The sequence below is a fragment of the Pseudomonas sp. RT4P38 genome (assembly GCF_054897765.1).
In genome coordinates, this window is sequence record NZ_CM142703.1 from 1,973,097 (window position 1) to 1,985,155 (window position 12,059).

10 protein-coding genes are annotated in these 12,059 nt (G+C 59.7%); all 10 read left to right on the plus strand.

Annotated elements, in window-relative coordinates:
• The first annotated feature begins 1 nt into the window (after position 1).
• Positions 2-730, plus strand: coding sequence for a cephalosporin hydroxylase family protein (locus ACYZT7_RS09120; protein ID WP_415770657.1), 729 nt, complete (start codon positions 2-4; stop codon positions 728-730).
• A 54-nt stretch (positions 731-784) separates the two neighbouring features.
• Positions 785-3,718: a glycosyltransferase family 2 protein gene (locus ACYZT7_RS09125; protein ID WP_462040769.1), complete on the plus strand. Its 2,934-nt coding sequence runs from the start codon at positions 785-787 to the stop codon at positions 3,716-3,718.
• Positions 3,719-3,748: 30 nt separating this feature from the next.
• Positions 3,749-4,750 carry a UDP-N-acetylglucosamine 4,6-dehydratase (inverting) gene (gene pseB / locus ACYZT7_RS09130; protein WP_462040770.1) on the plus strand — a complete coding sequence of 334 codons (1,002 nt, stop codon included), beginning with the start codon at positions 3,749-3,751 and terminating at the stop codon, positions 4,748-4,750.
• Positions 4,747-5,910 (plus strand): UDP-4-amino-4,6-dideoxy-N-acetyl-beta-L-altrosamine transaminase, encoded by a 1,164-nt coding sequence (gene pseC, locus ACYZT7_RS09135; protein ID WP_462040771.1) that lies wholly within the window; start codon positions 4,747-4,749, stop codon positions 5,908-5,910. Before pseB ends, pseC begins: the two co-directional genes overlap by 4 nt.
• Before the next feature lie 6 nt (positions 5,911-5,916).
• A complete protein-coding gene (gene pseF / locus ACYZT7_RS09140) occupies positions 5,917-6,612 on the plus strand; it encodes a pseudaminic acid cytidylyltransferase (protein ID WP_462040772.1) in 696 nt (231 codons plus the stop codon).
• Positions 6,609-8,114 (plus strand): UDP-2,4-diacetamido-2,4,6-trideoxy-beta-L-altropyranose hydrolase, encoded by a 1,506-nt coding sequence (gene pseG / locus ACYZT7_RS09145; protein WP_462040773.1) that lies wholly within the window; start codon positions 6,609-6,611, stop codon positions 8,112-8,114. The genes pseF and pseG overlap by 4 nt, the downstream gene beginning before the upstream one ends.
• A complete protein-coding gene (gene pseI, locus ACYZT7_RS09150) occupies positions 8,107-9,159 on the plus strand; it encodes a pseudaminic acid synthase (protein WP_462040774.1) in 1,053 nt (350 codons plus the stop codon). Before pseG ends, pseI begins: the two co-directional genes overlap by 8 nt.
• Before the next feature lie 229 nt (positions 9,160-9,388).
• Positions 9,389-10,315, plus strand: a complete 927-nt coding sequence (locus tag ACYZT7_RS09155) for a ketoacyl-ACP synthase III (RefSeq protein ID WP_134421374.1) — start codon at positions 9,389-9,391, stop codon at positions 10,313-10,315.
• Positions 10,316-10,398: 83 nt separating this feature from the next.
• On the plus strand, positions 10,399-11,691 hold the full coding sequence (locus tag ACYZT7_RS09160; RefSeq protein ID WP_462040775.1) for a motility associated factor glycosyltransferase family protein: 1,293 nt from the start codon (positions 10,399-10,401) through the stop codon (positions 11,689-11,691).
• Entirely contained in the window at positions 11,688-11,954 is a 267-nt protein-coding gene (locus ACYZT7_RS09165) for a hypothetical protein (protein WP_462040776.1), read from the plus strand. Before ACYZT7_RS09160 ends, ACYZT7_RS09165 begins: the two co-directional genes overlap by 4 nt.
• Positions 11,955-12,059: the final 105 nt, after the last annotated feature.

Sequence of the window (12,059 nt, forward strand, 5' to 3'; positions counted from 1 at the left end):
AATGAATCCCCATGAGCAGTTTCGCGAAGAAGTAAAAGACAACATCGAAGGCCTGAAGAAGGACAAGGCGTTGCAAGCCGAGTCGCTGGACTGGGTCGGCACAACGGCCAAGCACAAGTACACCTACAACTTCAGCTGGATGGGGCGGCCGATCATTCAGTTCCCGCAGGACATGGTCGCCATGCAGGAAATCATCTGGAACCTGCGTCCGGACGTGATCGTTGAAACCGGTATCGCCCACGGCGGGTCGTTGGTGTTTTACGCCTCGATCCTGGAACTGATGGGTCATGGTGAAGTGCTGGGTGTCGACATCGATATCCGCCAGCACAACCGCGAAGCGATCGAAGCTCACCCGATGAGCAAACGCATCCGGATGATTCAGGGGTCGAGCATCGATACTGCCATTGTCGACCAGGTGCGCGAGCGCATCCAGGGCAAGAAAGTGCTGGTGGTACTCGACTCCAATCACACCCACGAACACGTACTCGAAGAGCTGCGCCTGTATGCACCGATGGTCTCGGTGGGCAGCTATTGCGTGGTCATGGACACCGTGGTCGAAGACATGCCGGAAGATGCGTTTCCGGACCGTCCGTGGGGCAAGGGTGACAACCCGAAAACCGCAGTCTGGGCCTACCTGGAAGAGAACCGTGATTTCGAGATCGACCAGGCAATTCACAGCAAGCTGCTGATCACTGTCGCGCCAGATGGCTACCTGCGCCGAGTACGCTAAGCGGCAACTTCATTTGAGTTTTCATCAGGCAATCAGTCAGTGGTGGGGAAGGTTATGCAAGGCATTTACGGTTCAGAAAACACGTTGTCCCTGAGTGAGCTGTTCACTCTGGTGCTGATTACGCACAATCGTCCGGCGTTCTTGCGTCGGGCATTGCAGTTCTACAGCACGCTGCCTTGCAAGATCCTGGTCCTCGATTCATCGGCCATCGCGCTGGAAGGCGCGGCTACGGTTGCGGACACCATCGACTATCGGCACTTGCCGCAATTTGGCTACTGGGGAATCCAGTCCAAACTGGCGTACGGCGTCGAACAGGTCACCACGCCATACATGGTCTTCGCCTCCGACGATGATTTTCTGTTGCACGGTGCCCTCACCGAGTCGGTGAGCTTCCTCGAAGCCAATCCCGACTACGGTCTGTGCCATGGCTATTGCCTGATGTACCTGACCCACTCCAACTATGTGCAGTACTACCGTCGTGACAAGAAAGTACACGAGGACTACAACGCCGAGCGCGGTCAGGATCGTGTCCTGGATTTCATGAGCCAGTACATTCCGCCGTTCTACGCGGTCCACCGCACCTCGCTGCTGCGTGACTGGTATGAAGCGATGCCTGAAGGCACGATCTTCCAATGGCAGGAAATCGGTCATGCCTACTACATGCTGGCACGGGCCAAGGCGCGGATTCTCCCGACGCCGTACGTGGTGCGAGAGGTCAACTACGGTCGTTCGGATCACAACACCGAAATCATGACGACCTTGAGCTTCAAGGACGCCCGCTCTGTCGCCGACCGCGAGCGCTTTGCCGGGTTTCTGGCGTCGCTACCGACTGGCATCAGCGGTCTGGACGAAAAGCAGACCGCAGAGGTTGCCCTGCAAAGCTTTGCCACCCTGGCCGAGAGCCTGACAACCCGTAACGCGTTGACCATCGAGCCGATTTTCGAGTCCTACTGGACAGATCCGACGGTGGGACCGAAGCGGGTCTTTGGCGCTGAGCAATACGTCGAAATGCCGTTCTACAACAGCGCTTTCTTCGAACAACTCACGCAGTGCGAATTTTTGCTGCATGCGATGCCGGCCGGGCGCTTGCAACTCGAAGAAATGGAAGGCGCATTGCTCAAACAAGAGGCCTTGCAGCGCACCTACTCCAATGACAGTTCGGCGACGATCCAGAACCGTCTGCTTGAAGCCGTTCGGCTGGGGGCCTTCAACCGTCGGGTGCTGCAAAAGCTTGCGCAGCAGCTCCAGCAGATGGATGAGCCCGCTGATGCCCAGGTGCTGACCGACTGGGTTCAGCGTCTGGACAGCGTGCCGATCTTCGACAGTCGCCAGTTACTCGACACGATGCCATCGGGACGTCTGCGCAACTGGCTGCAAGCCCGGCAACCGAACGACACCGTGGTGAGGAAAATCAACCAGCACCTGGCGGCCAACGAAGGGGGGCCTCAGTTCGGCATTCTGCTGCTCGATCTGGACGCAGACATGGACAAACTCCAGATCACTCTGGATAGCCTCATGGAGAGTGCGTTCCGGGCGTTCAAGGTGGTGGTCTTCACCACGGGCGACTTGCCGGCAGTCACCACGGCACAAAACACGCTGCATTTCGTCAAGGTCACGGCGGCCAATTACGTTGACAAGCTGAACCAGATCGCTCGCCAGTCGACGTCGGACTGGTTGCTGCTGGGCGAGGCGGGCGACGAGTTCACCGCTGCCGGTTTCTTGCGTGCCAGTCTCGAGTTGCAGAACGCCGAGGGTTGCCGTGCGGTGGCGATGGACGAAATTCATCGCCAGGCCAATGGCACGCTGGTCGATGTGTTCCGGCCAGCCTTCAACCTCGACCTGTTGCAGAGCATGCCGGCACTCGTCGCGCGGCACTGGCTGATCCGCCGCGAAGCGCTGGTGGAGGTCGGCGGTTTTGCCCGCGAACTCACCTCGGCACTCGAGTTCGACCTGCTGCTGCGCTTGATCGAAACCGGTGGCCTGGCCGGCCTTGCCCATTTGGCCGAGCCGTTGCTGATCACCGCCGCACCCGAGCTGACAGCCAATGACCACGAGCGTCAGACGTTGGTTCGTCATTTGGCGACGCGCGGTTATCAGGCCCAGGTCAACGCCGAAGTGTCGGGTGGTTACAGTATCGACTATCGTCATGCCGGTCGCCCGAAGGTGTCGATCATCATCCATAGCCAGGACAACCTCGAGCACTTGCAGCGCTGCCTGGTCAGCGTTTTGCAACGCACACGCTATCAACATAACGAAATCGTCATTGCCGATAACCACAGCCAGTCCACCGAGCTGCTCGCCTGGCTCGACAGCCTGGAGAAAAACGGCGCAGGCCGGATTCGTCTGGTCAAGACAACGCAACGTCTGAGCACGTCGGCCCTGATCAACCTGGCCGCCGAGCAGGCGCAAGGTGAATACCTGGTGCTGCTGGCGGCGGACGCCGAAGTGGTCAACGCGAACTGGATCGAGGCGTTACTCAATCAGGCCCAGCGTCCCGAAGTCGGGGTGGTCGGCGCCAAACTGCTGGACCGTGAAGGCAGTGTCACCGGTGCCGGCCTGATTCTGGGGCTCAACGGCGAGATCGCTTCGCCCTTCATCGGCGAGAAAAAGGAGACGCCGGGCTACATGCGCAGACTGCTCGTCGAACAGAATTACTCGGCCGTCTCCAGTGCGTGTCTGATGATTCGCAAGGAGGTTTTCGTTGCCCTCGGCGGACTGGATCGTGAGCATTTTGATGAGGTGTACGCCGATATCGATCTCTGCCTGAAAGTTGCCGACGCCGGTTTGCTCACGGTGTGGACGCCGCAGGTTCAGATTGCCCACCCGGGCGTTTTGCCGAACGAACCTCAGGCAGTGGCAGCCTTGCGCGACAAGTGGCAGGCGCGCTTTGCGCACGACGAGGCTTACAACAACAACCTGGCCTTGACCGGCAAGGGCTTTGCCCTGGGTGAAGCGGCCCCGGTGAACTGGGCGCAGTTGCTCGCATAAGCCTGACTGACAGGTAAAAGGACTCAAGGCATGTTCAACGGTAAATCGATTTTCATCTCTGGTGGCACCGGCTCGTTCGGGCGCAATTTCATCCGCCGGTTGCTGGAGCAATATCAGCCGAAGCGGGTGGTGGTGTTTTCGCGCGATGAGCTAAAACAGTACGAGATGCAGCAGACGTTCAACGCGCCGTGCATGCGTTATTTCCTCGGTGATGTGCGCGACGCTGAGCGTTTGCGTCAGGCCATGCGCGGTATCGATTACGTGGTGCATGCCGCGGCACTGAAACAAGTGCCGGCGGCGGAGTACAACCCGACCGAATGCATCCGCACCAACGTCAACGGCGCGGAAAACATCATCGCCGCGGCCATCGACAACGGCGTGAAAAAAGTTGTCGCGCTGTCCACCGACAAGGCCGCCAGCCCGATCAACCTGTACGGCGCGACCAAGCTGCTGTCGGACAAATTGTTCGTCGCCGCGAACAACATTGCCGGTGACCAGAACACCCGGTTTTCGGTTGTCCGTTACGGCAACGTCGCCGGCTCGCGGGGGTCGGTGGTGCCGTTTTTCAGCAAGCTGATTGCCGAGGGCGCCACGGAGCTGCCGATCACCGATGAGCGCATGACGCGTTTCTGGATCACCCTCGATCACGGTGTGCAGTTTGTGCTCGACAGCTTCGCCCGCATGCACGGTGGTGAAGTGTTTGTGCCGAAGATCCCGTCGATTCGTATCGTCGATCTGGCACAGGGCATGGCTGAACATTTGCCGCACAGGAACGTCGGCATTCGTCCGGGAGAAAAACTCCATGAGTTGATGGTGCCGCTGGACGACGCGCGGATGACCCTGGAGTTCACCGATCACTACACCATTCAGCCCTCGATTCGTTTCACCAGCATCGACGTGGATTTTGCCGTCGACAAACTGGGCGAGCAGGGCAGGCCGGTCAGTGAAGACTTCGAGTACCGTTCCGACACCAATCCGCACTACCTGTCGGTCGGCCAGATTGCTGATCTGCACGCGAAGCTGTCGGCATGATTCCCTACGGTCGGCAGAGTCTCGATCAGGCAGACATCGATGCGGTGGTCGCCGTGTTGCAGTCGGACTGGCTCACTCAAGGGCCGACCATCGAACGCTTCGAACAGGCATTGGCGCAACGTTGCCAGGCTGATTTTGCGGTGGCGGTGTGCAATGCCACGGCGGCGTTGCACATTGCCTGCCTGGCGGCAGGGCTCGGTCCGGGTGATCGCTTGTGGACGACGCCGAACACTTTCCTGGCCTCGGCCAACTGCGGCCGTTACTGCGGCGCTGAGGTCGACTTCGTGGATATCGATCCGCTGACCTGGAACCTCGACGCCTACACCCTGGCGGCGAAGCTCGAAGCTGCCAAGCGCGAAGGCACGCTGCCGAAGGTTCTGGTGGCCGTGGCGTTTTCCGGTCAAAGCTGCGACATGCGCATGATCGCCGAGCTGGCTGAACGTTATGGTTTCACGGTGATCGAGGACGCGTCCCACGCAGTCGGCGCGTCCTATGCCGGGCGTCCGGTGGGCTGTGGCGAGTTTGCGGCGATGACAGTGTTCAGTTTCCACCCGGTGAAGATCATCACCAGTGCCGAGGGCGGCATGGTCCTGACCAACCGCCCGGAATTGGCCGAGCGCTTGCAGCGTCTGCGCAGCCATGGCATGACCCGCGATCCGCAGCAGATGACCGAACCCAGCCATGGTCCCTGGTACTACCAGCAGGTGGAACTGGGCTTCAACTACCGGATCACCGATCTGCAAGCGGCTCTCGGTCTGTCGCAACTGAACAAACTCGATGGCTTCATCGCGCGCCGCCGTGAACTGGCGGCGCGTTATGAGCGGTTGCTGGCGTACTTGCCGCTGACCTTGCCTGGCGCGCAGCCCGAGGCCGAGTCGGCGTGGCATCTGTACGTGGTGCGGTTGCACACAGACCGGATCAACCTCAGCCATCGGCAGGTGTTCGAACGGTTGCGGGCGGCCGGGATCGGGGTGAACCTGCATTACATTCCGGTGCATTTGCAGCCGTACTATCGTGATCTGGGGTTTGCCGAGGGAGACTTCCCGCAGGCCGAACGTTATTACGCCGAGGCCATCAGCCTGCCGATGTTTCCTTTGCTGAGCGATGAACAGCAGGACTTCGTGGTCGAGCAACTGCGTCGGTTGGTTCTTGAGGAGTAGTGACACTTGAGCTGCGTTGCAATCATTCCGGCCCGCGGTGGCAGCAAGCGAATCCCGCGCAAGAACCTCAAACCGTTCGACGGTGTACCGATGATCGTCCGTTCGATCCGTACGGCGCTCGATTGCGGGTTGTTCGATCAAGTCGTCGTCAGCACGGATGACGAAGAAATTGCCGACGTCGCCCGGACTCATGGCGCGCTGGTGCCATTCGTGCGGCCTGTCGAACTGGCTGATGATTTCACCGGGACAGCTGCGGTGATCGTGCATGCCTTGAGCCAATTGCCGATCTTCGACTACGTCTGCTGCATCTACGCTACCGCGCCGCTGTTGCAGGCGCGCTATCTGCGTCAGGGGCATGAATTACTGGTACAGCATCCGGACAAGTCCTTCGCTTTTTCCGTGGCCGGTTTCGGCTTCCCGGTGCAACGTGCCTTGACCCTCGACGAGCAGGGTGCCTTGACCTCGCTCTATCCGGAGTTTCGAAACACCCGTTCCCAGGATTTACCTGAAGCCTATCAGGATGCAGGCCAGTTCTATTGGGGGCGCAGAGAGGCCTGGTTGCGCGGCGATGTGCTGTTTTCTCCGGCGAGCCTGCCGGTGATTCTGCCGCGGCATCTGGTGCAGGACGTCGACACCCTTGAAGACTGGAAGCGTGCCGAGTACCTCTATGCCGCATTGAAAGCTGGCGGAGAGCTGCAATGAGAGTGCTGATCCGCGCCGATGCGTCGCCGACCATTGGCTACGGTCACATTGCGCGCTGTTTGACCCTGGCCAGAGTCTTTCGCAAGCAAGGTGCGCAGGTGGCCTTCGCTTGCCGCCTGTTGCTGGGCCATCGACTGGATGCGCTGCAAGCCGAGGGCTTTGAAGTCTTTGCCCTGGCGGCTCGTTACCCTGATGAAGACCCGCAGCAGGCAATCGAATCCTTGCTGCCTTGGCAGGCGGACATTGCCGCGCTTGGGCAAGCGCTGAGCAATCATCCGACCTTCGATTGGATCATCGTCGACCACTACGGCCTCGACCATCATTGGCAGACCGCAGCCCGCCGCTGGGCGCCAAGGATTGCCGCTGTGGACGACCTCGCCACTCGAACCTACAGCGTCGATCTGCTGCTCAACCAGAATTTATCGGGTACGCCACAAGCCTATGCTTCGCTGCTGGTGCCCGGTTGCCAGACCTTGCTCGGTCCACATTTTGCCTTGCTGCGCGATGAATTCTGCTGCCCGGCGATTCCGGTCAAGCCCCAGGCCAGGCGAGTGCTGGTGAATTTCGGTGGCTTCGATGCGGCGATGCAAACCCATCACGCGATGCTGGCAATGGCGGATTTGCATGAGCTCGAAGTCGATTTCGTCGCCGGTGCCGACAACCCGGCCTGGGCACAAATGCAGGCCTTGGCGGCGAGTCGTCCGAACTGGCGCTTGCACAGTTTTGTCAGTGACTTTTACCGACTGATGACCGAGGCCGACCTGTTTGTCGGTGCCGGCGGTGGCACCAGTTGGGAGCGGGCGGCCATGGGGTTGCCGACGATCTGTATCGCGGTCTCGAATAATCAGCAGGCCAACGCCGAAATAATGGCGACCTCAGGTTCCCATGTGTATCTGGGCCCCCGCGAGAACGTCAGCGTCGATCAGTTGCGTCAGGCCATCGCTTTTCTCGCGGGCAATCAGGGGTTACGCCAAAGTCTGGCCGAACACTCGCGTCAGTTGGTCGATGGGCGGGGTGCGCAGCGGGTTGCGGCAGCGCTCGCCGGTGCGGTACTGCAGGTTCGCAAGGCATCCCTGGACGATGCGCAGCTGCTGTTCGAGGGGCGCAATGCCGAGTCGGTGCGGCGCTGGTCGCTGGACACGCAGGTCATCGATTGGCAACGGCATCAAGACTGGCTTGCCGCGAGCCTGAGCAACCCGGGGCGATTACTGTTGATTGCCGAGGCGAACGATGGCCCGGTCGGGGTACTGCGTTATGACCTGGACGGACTTGAAGTCGAAGTCTCGATTTACCTGCTTGAAGGCCGCCTCGGTCTGGGGTGGGGCAGAGCCCTGCTGGCGCGGGGCGAAGCTTTTGTGATCGCCCATTGGCCGCAACTGAATGTCATCACCGCTCAAGTGTTGCCGGCGAATCAGCCGTCGCTGAAGCTGTTTCGCGAGGCAGGATTCACCCAGCGTGCTTGCGCGTTCACGCGCATATTGAAGGATCACCGCAATGACTAGCTTCAAGATCGGCAATCGCTCCATCGGTGCCGATGCACCGCCATTCATCATTGCCGAGATGAGTGGCAACCATAACCAGTCTCTGGAGGTGGCGCTGCAGATCGTCGACGCGGCGGCCAAGGCCGGTGCCCATGCCTTGAAGCTGCAGACCTACACCGCCGAGACCATGACCCTGGACCTGTCCGAAGGTGAGTTCTTCATCAAGGACCCTGACAGCCTCTGGGCCGGTTCTTCGCTGTACGCGTTGTACGAGAAGGCCCACACACCGTGGGAATGGCACGCGCCGATTTTCGCCCGGGCCAAAGAGCTGGGCATGCTCGCGTTTTCCACGCCGTTTGATGACACCGCAGTGGACTTCCTCGAAAGTCTCGACGTGCCGGCCTACAAGATCGCCAGCTTCGAGAATACCGACCTGCCGTTGATTCGTCGGGTCGCTGCGACCGGCAAGCCATTGATCATTTCTACCGGCATGGCCAGCATCGCTGAACTCGACGAAACCGTCCGTGCCGCCCGCGAGGCCGGTTGCAAGGATCTGGTGTTGCTCAAGTGCACCAGCACTTACCCGGCGACGCCCGCCAACAGCAACGTGCGGACGATTCCTCATTTGCGCGAATTGTTTGGCTGTGAAGTCGGGCTGTCTGACCACTCCATGGGCGTCGGTGTGTCTGTGGCCGCGGTGGCCCAGGGGGCGACGGTGGTGGAAAAGCACTTCACCCTCGACCGTTCCGTCGGTGGCGTGGACGCCAGTTTTTCGCTGGAGCCGGCGGAGCTGGCCAGCCTGGTGATAGAAACCGAACGCGCGTGGCAGGCCATGGGTCATGTGCATTACGGTGTGACGGACGCCGAGCGCAAGTCGCTGGTGTACCGCCGCTCGCTCTACGTGACTCAGGACATGGCTGCCGGCGAACCCTTTACTGTCGCTAATCTGCGAGCCATTCGTCCGGGGCTGGGGTTGGCCCCAAAACACACGGAAACGCTTCTGGGCCGCCGTGCGCGTCAGGCCATCCCGCGCGGAACGCCGCTGGACTGGTCGTTGGTCGAATAACCCCTTGTGGAGCTGATTCGGCAAAATAGCGTGACCTGCGAGTCATAACGCGCATCTTCACTGTATTGTACTAATCGGGAAGGTGGCGCCTGGCCTGTTTTTGGCCCAGTGATAGCCTTTTATTTTTCCCGCCGTCGTCTCAGTGAGGCGACATTTTTTATCCGTTTGTCGGCGCCCCTCGAATCATTACGAGCGGTGGTATTGGGCTGTTTATTATTGGGAAGCCGTAATGATTGGCATAAAAAGCATTGCGAGCTACGTTCCTGTAGCCGGCGTGGACAATTACGCACAAGGTGCAAAATTCGAAAAGGATGAAGAGTTCATCCTGGGCAAGATCGGTTCGGCCTTCCTGCCGCGTAAAGACGCCGGGCAGGAAACCTCGGACCTGTGTGTCGAAGCAGCCAATGCGCTGTTCGCCAACAATCCCGACTTGAAACGTGAAGACATCGACGTGCTGATCGTTGTCACCCAGAACGGCGACGAAGAAGGCCTGCCGCACACCGCAGCTATCGTTCAGGACAAACTGGGCCTGCCGACTACCGTGGCCGCGTTCGATATTTCCCTGGGCTGCTCCGGCTACGTCTACGGCATCTACGCCATCAAGGGTTTCATGGAAGCCGCAGGTTTGAAGAATGGCCTGCTGATCACCGCTGATCCTTACTCCAAGATCGTCGACCCGGAAGACCGCAACACCACCATGCTGTTTGGTGATGCCGCCACCGCGACCTGGATGGGTGAAAACGCGCCATGGCAATTGGGCAAGGCCAAGTTCGGCACCGACGGTTCCGGTGCGCCGCACCTGAAGGTGACCGACGGGGTGTTCTTCATGAACGGCCGTCAGGTGTTCAATTTTGCGCTGCTTAAAGTCCCGGCGCATTTGCACGAGTTGCTGGCCGATTCGCAACTGACCGCTGACGATATCGATGCCTTTTGCATCCATCAGGGCAGTGCAGCGATTGTCGATGCCGTGGCGCGACGCTTCGAAGGCGAGCCTGAGAAGTTCATCAAGGACATGGTCGAGACCGGCAACACGGTGTCGTCGAGCATCCCGCTGCTGCTGGAAAAACATGTGCTGGACTCCACCTGGAAGCGCGTGGCGTTGAGCGGTTTCGGCGTTGGTTTGTCGTGGGGCTCGGCGATTATCTATCGCCCTTGATCTTTCAAAAGCCAGGCACAAAAAAAGCGTTCAAGGTGTAACCTTGAGCGCTATTTTTTTGCCTGAATGAAAAGCGAGGCTTCATGAGCGAGTTCTTTGAGCGCAACGGCGAGTTGATACAGCGGCGCTGGCCAAAGGTCTGGCATCGACTGACGGTGGAGAACTGCGCCGCCTTGCAAACTGATCTGGTGGAAGGCCTGGGCTCGACGTTGAGCATCAATGGCATTCAGTTGACCAGTCGCCATGACCGCACTCGCGAAGCGTTGCTTCAGGCCGACAGCCTGCCCGTCGACAGTCCGGTGGTGCATGTCTATGGCACCGGGCTGGGTGATTTGCAGCTGCAATTGCTGGAGCGTGCCGGGCTTGAACGGTTGTACGTGCACATTCTGAACGGTGCGGTGTTTGCCCTGGTGCTGCAACTGCTCGATCAACAGCCGTGGCTCGGCGATTCGCGAGTGGTGCTGCTGTACGCCGGCGATCTGTCGGAAATCCAGTTGCCGTACTTCGCGCTGCCTTCGGAGCTGGTGCTGGCGGACGACTTCAACGCCAAAATCCGCGACCGGCTGATCAGCGAAACCCACCTGACCTTCAACAATCGCGAATTCGATGCCGACAATCCGGAAATTGCCGAGCGTTTGCAGGCGTGTGTAGAGCACGTTCGCGTCGATGCCGATGCTGCCGAGCTGTTTGCCACCTGTTCCGGCAGGGAAGTGTTTGTCATTGCCACCGGGCCGAGCCTGGAACAGCACTTCGACACGCTGCGTACGGTACGCGAACAGGCGCGGCGGCCGCTGTTCATTTGCGTCGATACAGCCTACCGACCGCTTGTCGAGCATGGGATCAAACCGGATGTGGTGGTCACGATTGATCAGCGCATCTCGACGCGACATTTGCCGTCCGATGCCACGAGCGATATCACGCTGGTCTACATGCCTATGGTCGATCCAGCGGTTTTGGGGGGCTGGCAGGGCAAGCGTTACGTGGCCTATTCCGCCAGTCCTGTCTATAAGGACATGCGCCAGCAATTACCCAAGGCCCAACTCTTTGTCGGTGGCAGTGTGATTCACCCGGCGGTGGACCTGGCGGTACACATGGGGGGCAGCCAGATCACTCTGTTCGGCGCCGACTTTGCTTTCCCGAACAACAAGACCCACGCCGGCTGGAATGACGGTGATCTTGGACCGCAAGTGGGCGCTGCCCGGCACTGGGTCCTTGATGGCCACGGTCAGCGAGTCAAGACGCAGCTCAATTTCCGCAGTTACCTGTGCGAGCTGGAGCGGTACATCGCCGGGCATCCTTGGGTGGCTTTCTATAACAGCAGTCGGGCAGGGGCGATGATCGTCGGCACGACGTTTCACCCGGAGCTCACGCGATGACAGAATCCTCCCTGGTAGCCGAGGCGCGGCAGTGTTCCGTTTTGTTCCATCTGGGACGAGATGTCGAAGCTGCGCTGCTGATGGTCCAGATGTGCAGTGATGTGCAATCCGCGATGGGTCGTGAGAATGTCGAGGTGCAGTCCCGCTGGACGGCGTTGCTCACCGATATGCTTGCCTGTCAGGAGGAGCAGGATTGGTTGGCGCTGGCTGATTATCTCGATCATGAGTTGCCCCAATTGCTGGAAGCGGCCGCTGCCGGTTAAGGCTTTTTGACAATGGCCGGTACAGGCGAGTCCTCGCTGTCCCGTTACCGGCATTTCCCTGGCGTCACTTTTTTGGGTTGGATTGCCGCCAGGCCCTTGTTTCAT